Annotated in this window: 23 protein-coding genes; 22 read left to right on the top strand and 1 reads right to left on the bottom strand. The window is 73.6% G+C overall.

Annotation, left to right across the window (positions count from 1 at the left end; translation table 11 throughout):
* Positions 1-17: 17 nt before the first annotated feature.
* From ACFZP7_RS31490 to ACFZP7_RS31385, 22 genes are all read left to right on the top strand, one after another.
* Positions 18-953 carry a MurR/RpiR family transcriptional regulator gene (locus tag ACFZP7_RS31490; protein WP_385637358.1) on the top strand — a complete coding sequence of 312 codons (936 nt, stop codon included), beginning with the start codon at positions 18-20 and terminating at the stop codon, positions 951-953.
* 170 nt (positions 954-1,123) lie between these two features.
* Positions 1,124-1,351, top strand: coding sequence for a hypothetical protein (locus tag ACFZP7_RS31485; protein ID WP_385637355.1), 228 nt, complete (start codon positions 1,124-1,126; stop codon positions 1,349-1,351).
* Positions 1,348-2,199, top strand: a complete 852-nt coding sequence (locus ACFZP7_RS31480; protein WP_210902334.1) for an SDR family oxidoreductase — start codon at positions 1,348-1,350, stop codon at positions 2,197-2,199. Before ACFZP7_RS31485 ends, ACFZP7_RS31480 begins: the two co-directional genes overlap by 4 nt.
* A 187-nt stretch (positions 2,200-2,386) precedes the next feature.
* On the top strand, positions 2,387-3,043 hold the full coding sequence (locus ACFZP7_RS31475; protein ID WP_385637352.1) for a class I SAM-dependent methyltransferase: 657 nt from the start codon (positions 2,387-2,389) through the stop codon (positions 3,041-3,043).
* Positions 3,044-3,129: 86 nt separating this feature from the next.
* Complete coding sequence (locus ACFZP7_RS31470; protein ID WP_046251147.1) at positions 3,130-3,447, top strand: gas vesicle protein; 318 nt, start codon at positions 3,130-3,132, stop codon at positions 3,445-3,447.
* A gap of 34 nt (positions 3,448-3,481) precedes the next feature.
* The gene (locus ACFZP7_RS31465) at positions 3,482-4,003 is read left to right on the top strand and encodes a gas vesicle structural protein GvpA (protein ID WP_127432281.1); all 522 of its coding nucleotides are present in this window, start codon (positions 3,482-3,484) and stop codon (positions 4,001-4,003) included.
* A complete protein-coding gene (locus ACFZP7_RS31460; protein WP_046251145.1) occupies positions 4,000-4,821 on the top strand; it encodes a GvpL/GvpF family gas vesicle protein in 822 nt (273 codons plus the stop codon). The genes ACFZP7_RS31465 and ACFZP7_RS31460 overlap by 4 nt, the downstream gene beginning before the upstream one ends.
* Before the next feature lie 4 nt (positions 4,822-4,825).
* Positions 4,826-5,104: a gas vesicle protein GvpG gene (locus ACFZP7_RS31455; protein WP_019327847.1), complete on the top strand. Its 279-nt coding sequence runs from the start codon at positions 4,826-4,828 to the stop codon at positions 5,102-5,104.
* Positions 5,101-5,691, top strand: coding sequence for a hypothetical protein (locus ACFZP7_RS31450; RefSeq protein ID WP_385637347.1), 591 nt, complete (start codon positions 5,101-5,103; stop codon positions 5,689-5,691). Before ACFZP7_RS31455 ends, ACFZP7_RS31450 begins: the two co-directional genes overlap by 4 nt.
* Positions 5,688-6,644, top strand: a complete 957-nt coding sequence (locus ACFZP7_RS31445; protein ID WP_385637344.1) for an SRPBCC family protein — start codon at positions 5,688-5,690, stop codon at positions 6,642-6,644. The genes ACFZP7_RS31450 and ACFZP7_RS31445 overlap by 4 nt, the downstream gene beginning before the upstream one ends.
* Positions 6,645-6,662: 18 nt before the next feature.
* On the top strand, positions 6,663-7,031 hold the full coding sequence (locus ACFZP7_RS31440) for a gas vesicle protein (RefSeq protein ID WP_019327844.1): 369 nt from the start codon (positions 6,663-6,665) through the stop codon (positions 7,029-7,031).
* A complete protein-coding gene (locus ACFZP7_RS31435; RefSeq protein ID WP_385637341.1) occupies positions 7,028-7,867 on the top strand; it encodes a GvpL/GvpF family gas vesicle protein in 840 nt (279 codons plus the stop codon). Before ACFZP7_RS31440 ends, ACFZP7_RS31435 begins: the two co-directional genes overlap by 4 nt.
* A gap of 35 nt (positions 7,868-7,902) precedes the next feature.
* Positions 7,903-8,112, top strand: coding sequence for a gas vesicle protein (locus tag ACFZP7_RS31430; protein WP_029393852.1), 210 nt, complete (start codon positions 7,903-7,905; stop codon positions 8,110-8,112).
* The gene (locus ACFZP7_RS31425) at positions 8,109-8,402 is read left to right on the top strand and encodes a gas vesicle protein K (protein WP_019327841.1); all 294 of its coding nucleotides are present in this window, start codon (positions 8,109-8,111) and stop codon (positions 8,400-8,402) included. The genes ACFZP7_RS31430 and ACFZP7_RS31425 overlap by 4 nt, the downstream gene beginning before the upstream one ends.
* Before the next feature lie 98 nt (positions 8,403-8,500).
* The gene (locus tag ACFZP7_RS31420; protein WP_385637338.1) at positions 8,501-9,583 is read left to right on the top strand and encodes a substrate-binding domain-containing protein; all 1,083 of its coding nucleotides are present in this window, start codon (positions 8,501-8,503) and stop codon (positions 9,581-9,583) included.
* Positions 9,584-9,709: 126 nt separating this feature from the next.
* A complete protein-coding gene (locus ACFZP7_RS31415) occupies positions 9,710-11,041 on the top strand; it encodes an ABC transporter substrate-binding protein (RefSeq protein WP_031015765.1) in 1,332 nt (443 codons plus the stop codon).
* A gap of 25 nt (positions 11,042-11,066) precedes the next feature.
* On the top strand, positions 11,067-12,053 hold the full coding sequence (locus tag ACFZP7_RS31410) for a carbohydrate ABC transporter permease (RefSeq protein ID WP_385637336.1): 987 nt from the start codon (positions 11,067-11,069) through the stop codon (positions 12,051-12,053).
* On the top strand, positions 12,050-12,913 hold the full coding sequence (locus ACFZP7_RS31405) for a carbohydrate ABC transporter permease (protein WP_019327837.1): 864 nt from the start codon (positions 12,050-12,052) through the stop codon (positions 12,911-12,913). Before ACFZP7_RS31410 ends, ACFZP7_RS31405 begins: the two co-directional genes overlap by 4 nt.
* Positions 12,910-13,941 carry a hydroxyacid dehydrogenase gene (locus ACFZP7_RS31400; protein ID WP_030975920.1) on the top strand — a complete coding sequence of 344 codons (1,032 nt, stop codon included), beginning with the start codon at positions 12,910-12,912 and terminating at the stop codon, positions 13,939-13,941. Before ACFZP7_RS31405 ends, ACFZP7_RS31400 begins: the two co-directional genes overlap by 4 nt.
* Positions 13,938-15,836, top strand: a complete 1,899-nt coding sequence (locus ACFZP7_RS31395; RefSeq protein ID WP_385637333.1) for a DUF2264 domain-containing protein — start codon at positions 13,938-13,940, stop codon at positions 15,834-15,836. Before ACFZP7_RS31400 ends, ACFZP7_RS31395 begins: the two co-directional genes overlap by 4 nt.
* Before the next feature lie 140 nt (positions 15,837-15,976).
* Complete coding sequence (locus ACFZP7_RS31390; RefSeq protein WP_385637330.1) at positions 15,977-16,204, top strand: hypothetical protein; 228 nt, start codon at positions 15,977-15,979, stop codon at positions 16,202-16,204.
* Positions 16,205-16,341: 137 nt separating this feature from the next.
* Positions 16,342-18,621, top strand: coding sequence for a catalase (locus ACFZP7_RS31385; protein WP_385637328.1), 2,280 nt, complete (start codon positions 16,342-16,344; stop codon positions 18,619-18,621).
* A gap of 57 nt (positions 18,622-18,678) precedes the next feature.
* Here the strand turns inward: ACFZP7_RS31385 and ACFZP7_RS31380 are convergent, their stop codons facing one another.
* Positions 18,679-19,560, bottom strand: coding sequence for a YegS/Rv2252/BmrU family lipid kinase (locus ACFZP7_RS31380; RefSeq protein WP_031015777.1), 882 nt, complete (start codon positions 19,558-19,560; stop codon positions 18,679-18,681).
* Positions 19,561-19,597 lie beyond the last annotated feature (37 nt).

Below are 19,597 nucleotides of genomic sequence, written 5' to 3'. Positions count from 1 at the left end.
GGAAGTCAATGTCCGTAATGAAAATTTCAGAGCACGGAGACTCCGGGTCCCGGGGCGAGGCGGGCGAGTCCGACGGTATGGCGCGGCTCCGGGCGGCCGTACGCGATCACTGGGAGCATCTGTCCGCGTCCGAGCGCGCGGTCGCCCAGTACCTGGTGGGCGCCCCCGTCGAGCACCTGCTGTACGCCGGGGCCCAGGAGCTGGGCGCCGCCAGCGGCACCAGCAACGCCACCGTGGTGCGCGCCCTCCAGCGCCTCGGCTACGCCGGACTGCCCGCGCTCAAACGGGAGCTGGCGAGCGGCTTCACCGCCGCCGTGGCCCCGGAGGTGCGGCTGAAGCAGCGCATCGCGCATGTGGGGCGGGACCTGGACGGCATCTGGACCGAGGTGCTGGACGAGGCCCGGGAGCGGATCGAGCAGACCCGGCGCCTCACCGAGCCGGACGTGCTGCGGGCGGCGGTGACGGCCCTGGCGGACGCCGGAGAGGTGCACGCCTTCGGGGTCGCGGCCTCGGAACCGGCCGCCCGTCATCTGGCGCTGGCGCTCGGCCGGATCGGACGCCGGGCCCGCTTCGTCGGCGCGACCGGATTCGCCCTCGCCGACGATCTGCTGGCGCTGCGCCGGGGCGACGCGGTGGTGGTCTTCCAGCCCGGCCGGGCCCTGCACGAACTGACCGTCCTGGTCGAGCGGGCACGGGCGGTGGGGGCACGAGTCGTGCTGGTCACCGACGAACTGGGCGAGCAGTTCGGCGACCGGGTCGACGCGGTCCTCACCGCGCCGCACACCCCGACGGGCATCACCTCAGAGGCGCTCACGGCACTGGTCGTGGCGGACGTGCTGCTGCTCGCCCTGACGACACTGGCGGAGCCCGGGGCGGTGGACGCCTCCCACCAGCTGACCCTGCTGCGCGAGCAGTTGCTCTCACCGCCGAAGGGGAGCGGACGGAAGGGCTGAGCACCGGCGCGGGAAGCGGCCGGTGGGCCGGGGGCGGGGAGACGGGCGCCCCGGGCGGTGGGGACGGGCCGCCCGCCTGTTAGGCGCCGGGGTTCGGGGAACCCGGGGTCGCAGTGCCCGCAGGTGCGGCCGCGCCCGGCGCGTCGCCGCCCACGCCGAGGGAGGTCCGCATGTCCGTGACCAGAGGTCCCGTCGCCCCGGCGGCCGGGACCGACGCGCCGAACCTCACCGCCCACGGCGACCCGCCGCTGCGCGGCCGGGAGGCCGGCGGTCCGCCGGTGCCGGTGCCCGTGCCGGTGCCCGGGGTGACCGCCGCGAGGTCGCGGGACCGCGCTCCCCGGGTGCCGCATCCGGTGGACCGCTTCCCCGTGGCCGCGGTCCACGGAGAACCGCGGTGAACGGGGACCGCGCGGGCGGTGGCAGGCCGTTGGCCCTGATCACCGGGGCGTCCAGCGGCATCGGGTACGAACTCGCCAGGCTGTTCGCGGAGCACGGGCACGATCTCGTGGTCAACGCCGAGGACGAACGGCTGGAGCACGCCGCCCGGCGCCTGCGGGAGACCGGCGTCGAGGTGCGCGCCGTGCGGGCGGACCTGCGGACCGCCGAGGGTGTGGACCGGCTGGTCGCCGCCCTGACCGGGCTCACGGTGGACGTGGCCGCCCTCAACGCGGGTGTCGGGCAGGGCGGCGCCTTCGTCGACACCGACCCGCGCGACGACCAGTCCGTCATCGACCTCAACGTGTCCTCGACCGTACGGCTCGCCAAGCCGCTGCTGCGGGACATGGTGGCCCGGGGCGTGGGACGGCTCATGTTCACGTCGTCGGTCGCCGCGACGATGCCGGGTTCGTTCCAGTCGGTGTACAACGCCTCGAAGTCGTTCGTGCAGTCCTTCGCCCAGGCGTTGCAGGAGGAGGTCGCGGACACCGGCGTCACGGTCACCTCCTTCATGCCGGGGCCCACGGAGACCGACTTCTTCCGGCGGGCCGGCATGACGGACACCAAGGTCGGCACCATGGAGAAGGACGATCCGGCGCAGGTCGCGCGGCAGGCGTACGACGCCGTCATGAAGGGTCGCGGGAAGCTGGTCACGGGCTCGGCGAAGACCAAGGCGCAGGGGGTCGCCGACAAGGTGCTGCCGGACCGCGTCAAGGCCGCCGTGCACCGACGGATGGCGGAGCCCGGATCGGCGACGGAGCACGGAGCAGCGACGGGGAACGGGTCGGCGACGGAGGACGACGGCCGGTAGGGCATGCGGACGGTAGGGCGTGCGGCCGGTAGACATACGGCATACGCCAGGTAGGGCGTGCGGACGGTCGCGGGACCGGCATCGGGCCCTCCGACATGGCCGGTCACCCGTAGGGGCCCTTGTCGGCGGCCCCGCACCGGTGGAACGATGCCCACGGCACCGGGCCCGTCCCACCGAAGGGAACCTCGTGACCGACGAGCAGCAACGGCCGCCGGCCGCCGCCGTGTTCGACGCGCTGGGCGCCGACTACGAGAAGGCCTTCGCCGGATCGAAGGCGCACCGGCGCTCCCTGGAGTGGCTGCTCGGGCGGCTCGCACCGGGCAGCCGGGTGCTGGACGTGGGCAGCGGCACGGGCCGCCCCACCGCCGAGACCCTGGCCGCCGCCGGGCACGACGTCCTGGGCGTGGACGTCTCCCCCGTCATGGTGGAGCTGGCGGCGCGACAGGTGCCGCGGGCCGCCTTCCGGTGCGCGGACATCCGTGAGGTACCGCTCGCGGACGCCTCCTTCGACGCGGTCTGCGTGTACTTCTCACTGCTCCAGCTGGACCGGCGCGAGCAGACGGACCTGATCCGGCGGCTGGTGCGGGCGCTGAAGCCGGGGGGCCACCTGGTCCTGGCCACGGTGCCGCTGGACGTGGAGGGGGTCGACGCCACCTTCATGTGCCAGCCCGTGCGGGTGACCAGCTTCACCGCTCAGGCCCTCGTCGCGGTGGCCGAGGAGGCCGGCCTGGAGGTGCTGGCGCAGGAGGCGTCGATGTTCACGCCGGCCCACCCGCCGGCCCGGCCGGAGCCCCACCTCTTCCTGCACTGCCGGCGCCGGCCCGCCGACGACCCGCGCGGCTGACGCACCTTCGCCCCCTTCATCCCCTTCGTCCCCGGATGGGGTAACTGCGCACGCGCGGACCGGGGCCCGCGGCCAGAGTGGGCAGCATGACAGAACCTGGCGAGCGACGGCGCGGCACGCGTTCCACCACCACCCGCGAACGTTCCGTGCGGGGTGCCCGGGACGCCGCCGAACACGCCGCGGACGCCCTGTCCGAGCTGATCCGGCACCGCGTCGAGGGTGTCTCGGCGGTCTGCCGGAGCGAGGACGACGGGTGGGTCGTCAACGTGGACGTGCTGGAGGTCGCACGCATCCCCGACACCACCAGTCTGCTCGCCACCTACGAGGTCGAGCTGGACCCGTCGGGCGATCTGCTCCAGTACCGCCGGGTCGCCCGCTACCGGCGCGGTGCCCAGGACCAGTGACCGCCGTCGGGCCCGCTCCCGGAAGGACCACCGCATGATCACCTACGACGACGAGGTCGTCTGCGCCCCCCGCGCCGGCACCCTCTACGACGTCCTCGAACTCATCCTCGACCGCGGCATGGTGATCGACGTCTTCGTGCGCGTCTCGCTCGTCGGCATCGAGATCCTCAAGGTGGACGCCCGCATCGTGGTCGCCAGCGTCGACACCTACCTCCGGTTCGCCGAGGCGTGCAACCGGCTGGACCTGGAGCACGACGTGCGCTCCAAGACCGTTCCCGAGATGTTCGGCAGTCCCGTCGCCAAGACGATAGGCAGGGCGGGCGCCAAGCACACGGCACGCTCCCTGACCGACAAGGTGCGCGACATCCTCTCGCCCGAGGAAGAGGCGGAGGCGGCGGCGGAAGAGGAGACCCGTCCGCGCTCCCGCGCCGTCGAACGCACCGCGCGCGCCCGCGCCCCCGAACGGCGGCGCACCCGGCCGGCCGCGCGGTCCCCCGAGGCGGACGACCGTCCGCGCAGCCGCCCCCGCCGACGCCCGGAGCCGGAGGACGAATGACCGCGCCCGCCACCACCACGACACCCACCGGCACCACGGCCAGGACCGCCACCACCCGGACGGCCACCCCGGAGGCTGCCCCGGAAGCCGCCCCGAAGGCCCTGTACGTCTACGGCATCGCCCCCGCGGGGGTCCGCACCCCGGCCTCGCCGGGGGTCGACGGCGCCCCGGTGCGGCTGCTGACCGGCTCGGGCCTGTGCGCCGCGGTGTCGCCGGCTCCCGTACGGCTCCGGCCGCGGCGTCGTGACCTGCTCGCGCACCAGGCCGTACTGGACGAACTGGCCGCCCAGGGGCCGCTGCTGCCCATGCGCTTCGCCGTTCTCAGCCCTCGGCCCGACGCACTGCTCGACCAGCTCCGAGCGGACGCCGTTCCGCTGTCGCGGCAGCTCGAAGAGGTGCGCGGGTGCGCCGAGTTCAACGTCAAGGGGACGGTCGTACCGGGTCACTTCGCCGATCTGGTGCGCCGGGACCAGACACTGCGTTCCCTGGCCCTGCGCACCCGGCGCCGGCCCGACTACGAGGCCAACGTCCGGCTGGGCGAGGCTCTCGCGCAGGCCGTCCGCCGCGAGGCGCGGCGCGCGGCGCGCGAGGTGCTGGACCGCCTCACCCCGCTCGCGGTGCGCACCGCACCGGGCCGTACCGACGACGAGCAGGTGCTGAGCGTGTCGTTCCTGCTGCGCTCCACCGACGAACGGCGGTTCCGCCGCGAGGTGGACGCCCTGGCACGTGACCGCGGGGACCGGCTGGCACTCAGCCTGACCGGGCCCCTGCCGTGCTACAGCTTCGTCGAGCCGCGCCCCGCGCGGGCCGGGCGGTGACGCGGTGGGCATCGTGAGCGGTCTCCTGCTGCTCCCGCTCGCCCCGGTGCGCGGCACGGCGTGGATCGCCGATCACCTGCTGCGGGAGGCCCGGCGCCAGGCCCACGACCCGCGCGCCGTGCAGGCGCGCCTGGCCGCCCTCAACCGGGCCCTGGACGAGGGGTCCATCGACGAAGCGGCCTTCGAACGGGAGGAGGAGCGTCTGCTCGGCCTCCTCGAACGCCCGGCCCGGCCGAGCGGTCGCACCACCACCACGCATCGAGCGCAGGGAAGGCACGGATGAACGACAGCAAGGCGGCCCTGGCGGCGGCCGTGGCCGGCGGATACCTCATGGGCCGCACCAAGAAGGCCAAACTCGCTTTCGCGGTCGGTTCCTACCTCATGGGCCGGCGTATCGGACTCACCCCCGGACAGGTCCTTTCCCAGGGCCTGTCCGGAATCCAGCGGAACCCGCAGCTCCAGGAGCTGACGGACCAGGTGCGCGGCGAGCTGCTGACCGCCTCGCGCACGGCCGTCACCGCCGCGGCCAACCGCACACTCACCGGCCTCGCGGACAACCTCCGCGACCGCACCGACGCGCTCACGGGCGCCGGCCGGAGCGACGACGGCTACGAGGACGACGAGACCGACGAGGGCGGTCCGGACGAGGACGCCTACTTCGACGAGGAGGAACGGAAGGAGGCCCGACGGCCCGCACCACCCCGGAAGACGACGGCCGAGAAGGCCGCCAAGAAGACGGCCAAGAAGGCACCTCCGCGCAAGACCGCGCCTCCCGTGAAGACCGCGGAGGGCATGAAGAAGGCCGCGAAGAAGACCGCGCCGGCGAAGCGGACCGCGAACCCGGGTCGGCACGGAGGTGAGCGCGGATGAGCCCCGAACGACAGGGCGACGGCGGACCGTCCCCGCTCGGCGACCTCAAGGACGCTCTCGGCGGCTATCTCTCCGCCACGGGCCACAGCCTCGTCGGCAAGGCGGGGGAACGGATCGGCGGGCTGACCGAGCGACTCGCCGACTCGGCCGACGGCGGCGGTTCCCGAAGCAGCGGTGGCAGCGGTGGCAGGGGCGGCAGCGGTGGCAGCGGTGGCAGCGGTGGCAGCGTCAAGGCGACGCACATCATGGAGAGCGTCGACATCGGAGTCCCCCTGCGCACCGTCTACGACCAGTGGACGCAGCTCCAGGACTTCAGCGGTTTCACCAAGGGCGTCCAGAGCGTCAGCCCCCACGACGAGGTGACCTCGGACTGGACCGCCAAGATCGCCTTCTCCACCCGCAGTTGGAAGGCGACCGTCCAGGAACAGGTTCCCGACCAGCGGATCGTCTGGACCTCCGAGGGCGCCAAGGGCAGCACCAACGGGGTGGTCACCTTCCACGAACTCGCCCCCAGGCTGACCCGGGTCGTCGTGGTCGTGGAGTACTACCCGGCCGGCTTCTTCGAGAAGACCGGCAACCTCTGGCGCGCCCAGGGACGCCGGCTGCGGCTGGACCTCAAGCACTTCGCCCGGCACGTGACCCTGAGGGGCGAGGACGAGGAGCTGGAGGGCTGGCGCGGTGAGATCCGCGACGGGGAGGTCGTCCGGAGCCACGAGGAGGCGCTGGAGGAGGAGCACGAGGACGGCGAGGACGAAGACGAGGGCGACGACGGTGAGTACGACGACACGCGCGACGACGAGTACGACGAGTACGACGATCAGGACGAAGAAGACGCGTACGACGAGGAAGAGGGCGAGTACGACGAGGAGGACGGCGACGACGACGGCGACGGCGACGGCGACGAGGACGACGACGCGTACGAGGACCGCCCACGTGCCCGCCCGCGCCGCTGATCTCCCGGGGAGCACGCGGTGACGGACCTCGATCACCGCTACGCGGCTCCGGACACCCAGCCCTACGCACCCGTCACCGGCAATCTCGCCGACCTCCTCGAACGGGTGCTGGACAAGGGCATCGTCATCGCCGGCGACATCAAGATCGACCTGTTGGACATCGAACTGCTCACCATCCGCCTGCGCCTGTTCATCGCCTCGGTGGACACCGCGAAGAAGGCGGGCATCGACTGGTGGGAGACCGATCCGGCGCTGTCCTCCCGGGCCGCGCGGGACGCGCTCGCCGAGGAGAACGCCCGGTTGCGGGCCCGGCTCGACGCCCTGGAGGACGCGTTGGAGGAAGCCCCCCGCGAGGACGCCGAGGACACGAGGGAGGTCGCACGGTGAGCGAGTGCCCCGCCGGACCGGCGACGGTGGACCTCGTGTGCGCCTTCGCCGTCACCCGCACCCCACCGGACGGTGCCGCCCTGGCCGCGGTCACCGGACACGAGGAGGGCGGCCCGCTGCGCGTCCTGCGCGCGGGCGGCCTGTGCCTGGTCGTGCAGGACGTTCCGGCCGCGCTGTTCGACGAGGACGCGCTCGCGGAGCGGCTGAACCGGCCCGACGACCTGGAGCGCTGCGCCCGCGCCCATCACCGGGGCGTGGAGGTCGCCGCCGCCCGCGGCCCGGTCGTACCGCTGCCGATGGCGACCCTGTACCGCGGCGACCGGAGCGCCGAGCGGGCCGTGACCGGCCGGGAGGCGGTGCTGGACGAGCTGCTGGACCGTCTGCGGGACCGGACGGAGTGGGCGGTGAAGGCGCACGCCGTCGAGGGGCCGGACGGGCCCGCCGCCGGTCCCGGTGCCCATCGCGACCGGGGCGCCGGCGGTCGTGACTACCTCAGCCGGGTCAGCGCGCGGCGCCGCGACCGGCGGGACGGGCACGCGAAGGCGCTGGCCGAGGCGGAGAAGGTGGACGCGGAGCTGCGGCGGTACGCCGTCGCCGCGACCCGGCACCGGCCGCAGAGCGAACGGCTCACCGGCCGGCGTTCCCCGCAGGTGCTCAACGCCGCCTACCTGGTGGAGAACGCGGAGTCGGCCGCCTTCACCCGCGCCCTGGCCCGGCTCACCGCCGACGGCCGGCTCACCGCCGTGGAGGTCGACGCGTCGGGCCCCTGGATCCCGTACTCCTTCGCCCGCTGGGACGAGGAGCCCGGGCGCACCCTGCGGGAGGTAGGCGCGTGAACCGGTCGGACCTCCGTGCGCCCGGCCCGCCGACCGTGCCCTGGGACGGTCCCGAGCCCTACGCCCCGGTGGGCGTGCCCCTGGTCGACCTCCTGGACCGGGTGCTGGCCACGGGGGTCGTCGTCAGCGGGGACCTGGTGCTGGCCATCGCGGACGTGCCGCTGGTGCGGATCTCGCTGCACGCCCTGCTGTCCTCGGTGAACGAGCGGGTGCCTGCTCCCTGGCCGGACAGCGGGCCGCTGTGAGCGCGCCCCGGGCCCACTCCCTCGACCTGGACCCCGAGCGGGTCACCAACGACCTGGCCGCCCTGGTCCTCACGGTCGTGGAACTGTTGCGCCAGCTCATGGAGCGCCAGGCGGTGCGCCGCTTCGACGAGGGGACGCTCAGCCCGGAACAGGAGGAGCGGCTGGGCACGGCGCTGCTGCTGCTCGACGAGCGGATGGACGACCTGTGCGCGCAGCACGGCCTCAGTCGCGCCGACCTGAACCTGGATCTGGGCCCGCTGGGTCCGCTTCTCGCGGACCCCGAGCCCTAGGCCCTGTCACCGCCCCGGGAGACGCGGGCACCCGCTCCGAGCGATCGCTATGATGACGCGGAATCGCTCAAACGAACATCACGGGGGTGGGAGGCCAGATGCGGGAGCCGGTCGATCTCAGGCGTCAGCGGATTCTGGCGGCGGTGCAGGCGCGGGGCACCGCGCGGGTGCGCGACCTCGCCGACGAGTTGCAGGTCTCCGTGGTGACGGTGCGCCGTGACGTGGAGGAGCTGACACGCGAGGGCAGGCTGCGCCGGGGGCACGGCGTCGTCCGCTCGACGCTGCCCGCCCAGGAGGTCCCCGTCAGGGAGGCCGCCGACGGTGACCGGGTGGCCGTGGTGGTGCCGGAGCGGCACTCGTACCTGACCGAGACGCTGCACGGCGCGCGCACGGTGCTGGAGGAGGCCGGTGTGCGTCTGGCGCTGCACATCGCGCCCCAGGCGGCGGGTGCCGAACGCCCGCTGGTCGAGCGGGCCCTCGCGGACGGCGCCCGGGGCCTGCTGCTCGCGCCCCGGTGGAACAGCCTGGCCGTCGAGGAGGCCGACCACGGGTGGCTGTCCGGGCTGGAGGTGCCGACGGTGCTCATGGAACGCCGGCCGCGACGCGGCAGCGCACCGCACGTGCTGGACTCGGTCTGCTCGGACCACTGGTACGGCGCGCACCTCGCGGTGGAGCACTTGGTGGGACTCGGTCACCGACGCGTCGTCTTCGCGACCCGGGACGACAGCCCGACCGCCCGCACCCTGCGGTCCGCGCTGGCCGAGATCGCGGACGCGCACCCGCTGGTGGAGGAGTGGGCGTGGGCGCTGAGCACCCCGGAGTCGGGTCCGGAGGGGCCGTACACGGCGGACGAGACCGCCGAACTGCCGGTGCTGCTGAGCAGGACGGGGGCGAGCGCGGTCGTGCTGCACGGTGACGTGGACGCGCTGATGATCGTGCAGCGGCTGGCGGCCGAGGGCGTGCGGGTGCCGCAGGACTGCTCGGTCGTGGCGTACGACGACGTGGTGGCCGGGCTCGCGACGCCCCCGCTGACGGCCGTGTCCCCGCCCCGGGCCGAGGTCGGCCGGGTCGCCGCCGAGCTGCTGCTGCGGCGTCTGCGGGAGAGCGCGCCCGGGCCCACGCGCCGCGTCGAGCTGCTGCCCCGGCTGATGGTGCGGGGATCGACCGCCCCACGGGAATGAGCGTTTGAGCGTTTCATTTTCTTCTGATCGATCTATTGACCGTTTGTGGCGGAGCCTTCAGGATTCCCGTGTCCCGAACAGTCGGGTCCGCACCGACGCGGGCCCGCAGGAGCCGCGGGAGGCGCCATGCCCGGACGACCCAGCCGTCGCTCCGTGCTCGCCGCGATGGCCGCCGTACCCCTGACAGGAGCCGTGAGCGCCTGCAGCGGGGGGAACGCCGCATCGTCGGCCCGCACGGGCACCACCACGCGCATCACCTTCTGGTCCGCCCTGCGCGGCAGCCAGGAGGTGGTCGACGCCTTCAACCGCACGCACCGCACCGTGCAGGTGGAGTTCCAGCAGATCCCCTCCGGCGGGCAGGGCGGCTACGCCAAGCTCAGCAACGCCGCCCGGGCCGGCAACGCGCCCGACGTCGCCACCATCGAGTACCCGCAGGTGCCCGGGTACGCCATCGACGGCGTCGCCCGGGACATCACCGACCTGGTCGGCGACGGCCTGCGCCGCAAGCTGCTGCCCCAGGCCCTCGGCCTGACCACCTTCGAGGGCAGGGTGTTCAGCGTGCCGCTGGACGTCGAGCCCATGGTCATGCACTACCGGGCCGACCTCTTCGACCGCTACGGGCTCCGGCCCGCGCGCACCTGGGACGAGTTCGCCGAGCAGGCCGCGGCCGTGCGCCGCAAGGCCCCCGACCGCCGGCTGGTGCTGTTCCCCACCGACGGGATGACGCAGTTCGCCTGCTACGCCTGGCAGGCGGGCGCCCGGTGGTTCGACACCTCGAAGGGCGCCTGGAACGTCTCCCTCGCCGACGCGCCGTCCCGGCGGGTCGCGGACTACTGGCAGGGCCTGATCGACCGGGACGACGTCTTCATGAACGCCGTCGAGAGCCGCCAGTCCGACGCGCAGATCGGCAACGGCCTGGTGCTGACCCGGCTCAGCGGCGCCTGGGACGCGGGCGCGCAGATGAACGCGCGGCCGGGGCAGAAGGGCCAGTGGCGGATCGCGCCGATGCCGCAGTGGGACACCGGCAGCCCCTCCGTCGGCACGCACGGCGGCTCCACCTTCGCCGTCACCGCGGACAGCAGGCACCCCGAGGCCGCCATGGAGTTCATCGAGTGGCAGGTCTCCCACCCCGACGCCCTGCGGGCCCGGCTGTCCAGCGGCACCAGCAGCCAGTACCCGGCCGCCCCCGGCCTGGTCTCCGTCGGCCGCGACGCCTTCGACCGGTCGTACTACGGCGGGCAGGACATCTACACCCTGTTCGAGCGGGAGGCGGAGAAGATCGGCGAGCAGTGGCTGTGGGGACCGCGGATGAGCGCCACCCAGAAGGTCATGCAGGACTCCTTCGCCCGCGTCAGCGGCGGCCAGGGCTCCCTCGTCGAGTCGTTGCGCACCGCCCAGGAGGGCACCATGCCCGACCTCAAGGCCCTCGGCCTGTCCACCACCCAGCACAGCACCTGAGCCGACGAAAGGCAGGTGACACCCCATGACCACGACCATCCGCACCCGGGTGCCGGCCGGCGCCTCCCCCGCCGCCGCGGCCCCCTCCGCGTCGGGCCCGCGTGCCCGCAGAGCGGCCAGGCGCCGTCAACTGACCGCGGCGTGCGTCCTGATGACGCCGTTCTTCGTCCTGCTGGTCACCGTCTTCCTGATACCCGTCGGCACGGCGGTCTACCTGAGCTTCTTCAGCGACGACCAGCCCGGCCTCGGCTTCGGCCCCGAGCGCAGGGTCTTCGTGGGGCTGCGGTCCTACGCGGCCGTGCTCACCGACCCGACCTTCCTCGGCGGGCTCGGCACGGTCGCCCTGTACTGCCTGATCTACATCCCGCTCATGGTCGTCGGCGCGCTCGCGCTCGCCCTGCTGCTGGACTCCGGCGTGGTCCGGCTGCGCGCCTTCGCCCAGCTCGGGCTGTTCCTGCCGCACGCGGTGCCCGGCATCATCGCGGCGCTGATCTGGCTGTACCTGTACACGCCCGGCATCAGCCCGGTCATCGAACTGTTCGCGCAGGCGGACGTCACCATCGACTTCCTCGGCGTGCACACGGTGGTCCCCTCCATCGTGAACATCGCGCTGTGGAGCAACCTCGGCTACAACATGGTGGTCTTCTACGCCGCCCTGCAGGCGGTGCCGCGCGAGGTGATCGAGGCGTCCGTGGTGGACGGCGCGGGGCCGGTGCGCACCGCGCTCCAGGTCAAGACGCCGCTGGTGCGCGCCTCCATCGTGATGGTCTCCATCTTCACCCTGATCTGGGCGCTCCAGCTCTTCACCGAACCGATGCTGCTCAGCCAGTCGTCACCGATGATCAGTTCGCGGTTCTCGCCGAGCATGTACATCTACGACGCGGCCTTCACCCGCAACAACTACGGCCTCGCGGCGGCCGCCTCGGTCGTCCTGCTCGTCTGCACCATCGCCCTGTCCTACGGCGTCACCCGCTTCACCAGTCGCGCCGACGTCTCCCGGGAGGCCCGATGAGCGCCGCCGACAGCTCCCTGCTCCGCCCCGGACTGCTGGGCCGGGCCACGGTCAACGTGGTCGTGGCGATCTCCGTGCTCTACACCCTGCTCCCGGTCCTGTGGCTGGTGCTCGCCTCCGCCAAGACCCGGGACGCGCTCTTCAGCAGCGACCTGCTCTCGCTGAGCGACTTCTCCTTCGCACGCAACCTCCAGGACCTGTTCGCCATGGACGGCGGACTGTACGGCCGCTGGTACGTCAACAGCCTGCTGTACGCGGTGGTGGGCGCGGCGATCGGCGCACTGGTGAGCGTGGCCTGCGGCTACGCCTTCGACAAGTACGGCTTCCGGCACAAGGAGAAGCTGTTCGGCCTGGTCCTGGCGGCGGTCATGGTGCCGCAGACGGTCCTCGCGCTGCCGCTGTACCTGATGGCGTCCGAGGCCGGCCTGGTCAACACCTTCTGGGCGGTCTTCATCCCGGTGCTGTTCAACCCGTTCGGCGTCTACCTCGGGCGGATCTTCGCGCGGGGTTACGTGCCCGACGAGGTGCTGGAGGCGGCGCGGGTGGACGGGGCCGGCGAGCTGACCACGTACTTCCGGGTGGCGCTCAGGATGCTCGGGCCCGGCCTGGTGACGGTCTTCCTCTTCCAGCTGACCGCGATCTGGAACAACTTCTTCCTGCCCATGGTGATGCTGTCCGACCAGGACCTGTATCCCGTCAGTCTCGGCCTGTACCAGTGGAACAGCGCGGCGTCCGTCTCGCCCGAGTACTACCCCGTGGTCATCATGGGGTCCCTGCTCGCCGTACTGCCGCTCATCCTCGCCTTCGTCCTGCTCCAGCGCTTCTGGCGGAGCGGGCTGACCGCCGGAGCCGTCAAGTGACCTCGCACTCCCCCGGTCCCGGATTCCGGCCCCGTGCCGCCGTGGCCATGTCCCGGGACGCCGCCTCGGCCGTCCTCGACCCGCAGTCCCTCGGCGCCTTCCGCCGGGTCTGCGACCTCGCGCCGTTCCCGGTGCTGGACGACCTGTCCACGCCCCGGGCCAGGTCGGTGCTGGCCGATGTGGACCTGCTGGTCACCGGCTGGGGCTGTCCGCGGCTGGACGAGGACGTACTGCGGGCCGCCCCGCGGCTGCGGGCCGTGGTGCACACGGCGGGCAGCGTCCGCGGGCACGTCACCGAGGCCTGCTGGGAGCGCGGGATCGAGGTCTCCTCGGCCGCGGCCGCCAACGCGCTGCCGGTGGCCGAGTACACGCTCGCCATGATCCTGCTCACCGGCAAGCGGGTACTGGAACGGGCCCGCGACTACCGGGTCTCCCGGGAGCGCGGCAACTGGCTGCGCACCCCGCGCGGCGTCGGCAACTACCGGCGTACGGTCGGCATCCTGTCCGCCTCGCTGATCGGCCGCAGGGTCGTCGAGCTGCTGCGCCCGCACGACGTCGACGTCCTCCTGCACGACCCGTACGTCGACGGGACGGACGCCTCCGCGCTCGGCGTCGAACTGGTGACGCTGCCCGAGCTGTTCGCGCGCTGCGACACCGTCAGCGTGCACACCCCGCTGCTGCCCACCACCCGCGGCCTGGTCGGCCGGTCCCTGATCGACGCGATGCGGCCCGACGCCGTGCTGGTCAACACCTCCCGGGGCGCGGTCGTCGACCAGGACGCGCTCACGGACGCGGTCACCCAGGGCCGCATCCGGGCGGTGCTGGACGTCACCGACCCCGAGGTGCTGCCCCCGGACCATCCGCTGTGGGACTGCGACAACGCGCTGATCACCCCGCACCTCGCCGGCTCCGAGGGCAACGAGTGGCGCCGCCTGGCCGACCTCGCCCTCGCCGAGACCACCCGCTGGGCGTCCGGCGCCGGTTTCCTCCATCCCGTACGACGCGAAAGGCTGGCGTTCCTGGCATGAGCATCCCGTTCGAACTGCCCACCGAGGACCGTGCGCCGAGCCCGTACACCGGGTACACCCGCGCCCACTGGGAGGCCGTCGCGGACGGACTGCTGTGGGCCGCGTGGCGCTGGAGCTCCCCCGGCCGCGCCCTGCTGGACCTGCCGGGGCGTCCGTCCCGCTCGGGTGTGCGCTCCGACGGGCTGGAGGGCTTCGCCCGCACCTTCCTCGCGGCGGCCTTCCGGGTCGCCGGCGCCGACGGCGACGACCCGCACGGCTGGCTGGACCGCTACGCGCGCGGTCTCGACTCGGGCACCCGCACCCCCGGCCGCGAGGACACCGAGTCCTGGCCGCTGATCCTCGACCACGACGTGCAGGGCCAGCCGATGGTCGAGTCCGCGTCGGTCGCGCTGGGGCTGCGGCTGACCGCGCCCTGGCTGTGGAAGAACCTCGACGCCGGGGTGCAGGACCGCGTGGAGGAGTGGCTGCGCGGGGCGCTCAGGCACGTGCCGGCGCCGAACAACTGGTACCTGTTCCCGTACACGGTGGCCGGGTTCCTGGAGTCGGTCGGCCGCGGCGACGCGGAGACGGCGGCGGCGCGCGGGCGGGCGCTGGAGCTGATGGAGGGCTGGTACCGGGGCGGGGGCTGGTACGCCGACGGCGACGGCCGCGCCTTCGACCACTACAACGGCTGGGCGCTGCACCTGTATCCGGTGCTGGACGCCCATCTGGCGGGCGACACCGGCGAGGACGCCGCCCGGTTCGGTGAGCGGCTGCGCGCCCATCTGGAGGGCTTCGCCCTGATGTTCGGCGCGGACGGCGCGCCGCTGCACTACGGCCGTTCGCTCTCCTACCGCTTCGCCGCGTCCGCCGCCGTGGGGCTCGGCGCGGTCACCGGGCACACACCGCTGTCGCCGGGCGTCTCGCGACGGCTGGTGAGCGGCAGTCTGCGGTACTTCCTGGAGCACGGCGCGCTGACCGACGACGGGCTGCTCTCGCTGGGCTGGCACGGGGCCCACGAGGCCACCCTCCAGCCGTACTCGGGCCCGGCCTCCCCGTACTGGGCGTCGAAGGCGTTCGTCTCGCTCCTGGCCCCGGCCGGCCACCCGCTGTGGACGGCCACCGAGGAGGCGGCCCCGGTGGAGGAGGCGGACCGCGTGCTGGCCCTGCCCGGCCCCGGGCTGCTGCTCCAGGCGACGCGCGCCGACGGGATCGTACGGCTGCACAATCACGGCAGCGACCACGTCCGGCCGCACGAGGGCGAGGTGGCCGCCGAGGACGACCCGCACTACGGCCGGCAGGCGTACTCGACCCGGACCGGCCCCACCGCCGTGACCAACGTGGCGGACAACCACCTCTCCGTCCGGGTGAACGGCCGCGGCAGCGTGCGGCGCCGTGTCCACCCGCTCGGCGCGGGCCAGGGCGACGGCTGGGGCTGGGCGGCGTCCTGGCACCGGCCGGTGTTCGCCGGCGGCCCCCCGATGGTGCCGGGGCTGCGGGTGGAGAGCGTGACGGTGGCACGGGGGCCGTACGAGCTGCGGGTGCACCGGGTGGTCGGGGCGCCGCCCGGCGCCCGCCTGACGCACACCGGATGGGCCACCGGCCCGGAGGAGCCCCTGGTGTCCGCGCTGCACGGACTGCACGGCTGGGACGGTGAGCCCGAGACGGTGCGCGCCCCGCAGGGCACCGCGTACACGGCCTGGGCCGAGCTGCCCCGGCTGTCCGGCGCGGCCGGCGGCACCTCCCTGCACGTCTGCCTGGCCGCGCTCAGCGGCGAACCGGGGCCCGGCCCCCTCGCCGAGGCCGTCACCGAGGTGGTGCCCGGTGAGGAGGGCGTCGAGGTGGTCTGGGCGGACGGCGGGGGGCGCACCCGCGTCTCCTTCGACCCCGTCGGGGTGACGCACACGGCTGAGTGAAGCGCCTTCGGGCCGATCCGACGCACGGGGCCCCGACCGGCACGGCCGGTCGGGGCCCTCCCTCGTGCGCGCGGCTGAAGTGGCGGACCGACCCGGGCCCGGTGACGCTGGTACGGCACCGGTGAGAAGGAGTCCGACTCATGCGCAAGTCCCCGTGGGCCGTCGTCGCGGCCCTGGCCCTGCCGGTCCTGGGCGCGGCTCCCGCCGACGCCGCGATGACCCGTACCCCGCACCTCCCGGCCGACGTGACGGCGAGCGAGTGCATCCAGGGCGGCGGACTGATCGTCGTCTCGGTCGACCAGTCGGGGACGGGCTCCTTCACGAAACGCTGTCAGGGCGGCGTGCACGACGGGGAGTCCGTCACCTGAGACGTCCGCGTCCGTTCCCCCGCGCCCATGCCTTGAGTCCCGCTCGCTGGGTACGCGGTCACGGCCCACCACGGCAGTCGGTACCCGAACACGACCGGCCGCGTGCAGCGGCCCGCCCAGAACGGAGAAAAAGGCTGATGAGCGAGGCCAATCCCCTCAAGCGAGTAGCCCACAAGGTCACCGAGAGCCTGACGGGCGAGGGTGGCGGACCGGCGGACGGCGTCCCCGGCAAGCCCGGCCCCAAGTCGCCGCCCGTCGCCGAGCCCACCGAACCCAGGGAGCCGCTGCCCCCGAAGCCGGACCAGAGCGGCCCGGACACCGTGTCGCCGACCGGCCAGCCCACGGGCGCCGACCAGGCCCGGGTGGCGCAGTCCGGCAGCTATCTGACGAACGCCCAGGGCACGCGGCTGTACGACACCGACCACTCGCTGAAGGCGGGACCGCGCGGCCCCGTGCTGCTGCAGGACCACCACCTGCGCGAGAAGATCATGCACTTCGACCACGAGCGCATCCCGGAGCGGGTGGTGCACGCCCGCGGCGCCGGCGCGCACGGCGTCTTCCAGAGCTACGGCACGGCCGCCTCGGTGACCAAGGCGGCGTTCCTCGCCGAGGACGTGGAGACGCCGGTGTTCACGCGGTTCTCCACGGTGGTCGGTTCACGGGGGTCGTCGGACACCGTGCGGGACACCCGCGGTTTCGCGACGAAGTTCTACACCAGCGAGGGCGTCTTCGACCTGGTCGGCAACAACATCCCGGTCTTCTTCATCCAGGACGCCATCAAGTTCCCGGACGTCGTCCACGCCGCCAAGCCGCACCCCGACCGGGAGATCCCGCAGGCGCAGAGCGCGCACGACACCTTCTGGGACTTCGTCTCGCTGCACACCGAGGCGACCCACCACACCATCTTCTTCATGGGCGACCGCGGCATCCCGCGCTCGTACCGGATGATGGAGGGCTTCGGCGTCCACACCTTCCGGCTGGTCAACGCGGCGGGCGAGACGACGCTGGTGAAGTTCCACTGGAAGCCGAAGCTGGGCGTGCACTCCCTGGTCTGGGACGAGGCGCAGCTCATCAACGGCGTCGACCCGGACTTCCACCGCCGGGACCTGGCGGACGCCATCGAGGCGGGCGCGTACCCGCAGTGGGAGCTGGGCATCCAGACCTTCCCCGACAATCCGGAGCAGACCTTCGAGGGCATCGACCTGCTCGACCCGACCAACCTCGTGCCGGAGGAGCTGGCTCCGGTGCAGCCGGTGGGGCTGCTGACGCTGAACCGCAACCCGTCCAACTTCTTCGCCGAGACCGAGCAGGTCGCCTTCCACGTGGGGCACCTCGTGCCCGGCATCGACGTCACGGACGACCCGCTGCTCGCGGGCCGGCTCTTCTCGTACCTGGACACGCAGATCACCCGGCTCGGCGGTCCCAACTTCCCGCAGCTGCCCATCAACCGCCCGCAGGCGCCGGTCAACGACATGCTCCGCGACGGCATGCACCAGACGGCGGTGCACCGGGGGGTGGCGCCCTACCGGCCCAACTCCCTGGACGGCGGCTGCCCGTTCACGGCCGGCGCGGCCGAGGGCGCGTACATCGAGGCGCCGGTGCCGGTGCCGGAGGCGACGAAGGTGCGTGAGGCGCCGGAGTCGTTCGCGGACCACTTCAGCCAGCCGCGGCGGTTCTGGCTGAGCATGAGTTCGGTGGAGCGCGAGCACATCATCGGCGCGTACACCTTCGAGCTGGGCAAGTGCTACGAGCAGTCCATCAGGGAGCGGACGCTTCAGGTGCTGGCCAACATCGACCCGGAACTGTGCGCCGGTGTCGCCGAGGGCCTGGGGCTGCCCGCCCCGCAGCCGACGGTGCCGCTGGCGGACGTCGAGCCGAGCCCGGCGCTGTCGCAGGTCGGCCGCACCTGGCCCACCGAGGGCAGGGTGATCGGCATCGTGACCGGCGGGGCGGACCTGGAGGGCGTGAACGCGGTGCGGCAGGCGGTGCTGAACGCCGGAATGGTGCCGCTGGTGGTGGCGCCGACCGGCGGGACCCTCGGGTCGGGCGACGCCGCGCTGACCGTGCAGCGCAGCTATGTCACCGCGCGCTCCGTGGAGTTCGACGCGGTGCTGATCGCGGGGGCGCCGGACATGGGCGGCGACGCGTACACCCCGCGCGACTACAAGTCGGGCCCGGCGCCCGCGCGGCCGGCGACGACCGACCCGCGGGTGAGCCTGCTGGTGTCGGAGGCGTTCCGGCACGGCAAGGCGATCGGTGTCTGGGCGGGCGGCGAGGTCGCGCTGGAGGCGTCCGGGGTGCCCGCCGACGCACCGGGCGTGGTCGTCGCCGACTCCGGCACGGCGGCCCTGGAGCAGGTCACCGGGTTGCTGGGCGCGCACCGGGTGTGGGAACGGTTCACCACGCCCCGGGGCTGAGAGAGCGGCATCCCGCCGGGCCGGTCACCGAGGACGGTGGCCGGCCCGGCGGCCCGTTCAGCACAGGACGCGCAGCGCGCCGGGCAGCACCCTGGCCGTGACCGGGACGAGGGCCTCGACCTCGCCGTCCGCGCCGTACGGCACGGCCCGGTCGGCCTCGATGCGGACCTCCCGGCCGCGCACGACGCGGACCTGGGGACGGCGGACGTGGGCGCCCGACGCCAGCTCGTTCATGAGGGCGAAGAACAGCAGCCGGGGCGCGTGGTGGATCATCACGACGTCCAGCAGGCCGTCGTCGACCCGGGCGGAGGGGGCTATGCGGCGGTCGAAGCCGTAGTAGCCGGAGTTGGCGGCCACCGTGGTGTAGCCGGTGAACGCGTGCTCCTCGCCGTCCACGGTGACGCGGTAGCGGGTCGGACGCCAGCCGGTGACGGCGCGCAGGGCGCCCGCGTAGTAGGAGGCGGCACCGCGCAGCAGGCGGGTGTCGTTGGCGTGCCGGTTGGCGAGCGCGTCGACACCCGCGTAGACGCTGCCGAGCACGACGGTGCGGTCGTGGACCGCCGAGGTCACCTCGATGGTGTCGACGGGGCGCGGCTCGCCCCGCAGCAGCACCTCGGCGAGCGCGGCGGGCTCGGTGGGCAGGCCCAGGGCGCGCGCGAAGTCGTTGCCGCGGCCGGCCGGGACGAGCCCGAGCGTCGCCCCGGTGCCGCTGAGGGCGCCGCCGATGCCGCCGGCCATGCCGTCGCCGCCGACGGCGAGCACCACCCGGCCGTCCTCCCCGGCCCGCCGGGCGATCTCCCGGGCGTGGCCGAGGCTGCGGCTGTACTCGGTCTCCAGCCCGGCGCCCGCCTCCCGCAGCAGCCGGGCCACCCCCAGCAGCGCCGCGGCCGAGGTGGCGCCGCCCGCGGTGGGGTTGACGACGGCGGTGAACTGACGCATCGATGTGCCTCCGGGCTGACGAGTGGTGCCGGACAGT

Origin of the sequence: Streptomyces sp. SudanB5_2050 (genome assembly GCF_964272335.1) — a bacterium.
GTDB classification, from domain to species: domain Bacteria; phylum Actinomycetota; class Actinomycetes; order Streptomycetales; family Streptomycetaceae; genus Streptomyces; species Streptomyces rochei.
This window is presented reverse-complemented; position numbering and strand designations above follow the sequence as displayed.

Coding starts and splice junctions, on each gene's coding strand:
- ACFZP7_RS31490 (WP_385637358.1), top strand. CDS start 18: ATGAAAATTTCAGAGCACGGAGACTCCGGGTCCCGGGGCGAGGCGGGC.
- ACFZP7_RS31485 (WP_385637355.1), top strand. CDS start 1,124: ATGTCCGTGACCAGAGGTCCCGTCGCCCCGGCGGCCGGGACCGACGCG.
- ACFZP7_RS31470 (WP_046251147.1), top strand. CDS start 3,130: ATGACAGAACCTGGCGAGCGACGGCGCGGCACGCGTTCCACCACCACC.
- ACFZP7_RS31465 (WP_127432281.1), top strand. CDS start 3,482: ATGATCACCTACGACGACGAGGTCGTCTGCGCCCCCCGCGCCGGCACC.
- ACFZP7_RS31460 (WP_046251145.1), top strand. CDS start 4,000: ATGACCGCGCCCGCCACCACCACGACACCCACCGGCACCACGGCCAGG.
- ACFZP7_RS31450 (WP_385637347.1), top strand. CDS start 5,101: ATGAACGACAGCAAGGCGGCCCTGGCGGCGGCCGTGGCCGGCGGATAC.
- ACFZP7_RS31445 (WP_385637344.1), top strand. CDS start 5,688: ATGAGCCCCGAACGACAGGGCGACGGCGGACCGTCCCCGCTCGGCGAC.
- ACFZP7_RS31420 (WP_385637338.1), top strand. CDS start 8,501: ATGCGGGAGCCGGTCGATCTCAGGCGTCAGCGGATTCTGGCGGCGGTG.
- ACFZP7_RS31415 (WP_031015765.1), top strand. CDS start 9,710: ATGCCCGGACGACCCAGCCGTCGCTCCGTGCTCGCCGCGATGGCCGCC.
- ACFZP7_RS31410 (WP_385637336.1), top strand. CDS start 11,067: ATGACCACGACCATCCGCACCCGGGTGCCGGCCGGCGCCTCCCCCGCC.
- ACFZP7_RS31405 (WP_019327837.1), top strand. CDS start 12,050: ATGAGCGCCGCCGACAGCTCCCTGCTCCGCCCCGGACTGCTGGGCCGG.
- ACFZP7_RS31395 (WP_385637333.1), top strand. CDS start 13,938: ATGAGCATCCCGTTCGAACTGCCCACCGAGGACCGTGCGCCGAGCCCG.
- ACFZP7_RS31390 (WP_385637330.1), top strand. CDS start 15,977: ATGCGCAAGTCCCCGTGGGCCGTCGTCGCGGCCCTGGCCCTGCCGGTC.
- ACFZP7_RS31385 (WP_385637328.1), top strand. CDS start 16,342: ATGAGCGAGGCCAATCCCCTCAAGCGAGTAGCCCACAAGGTCACCGAG.
- ACFZP7_RS31380 (WP_031015777.1), bottom strand. CDS start 19,560: ATGCGTCAGTTCACCGCCGTCGTCAACCCCACCGCGGGCGGCGCCACC.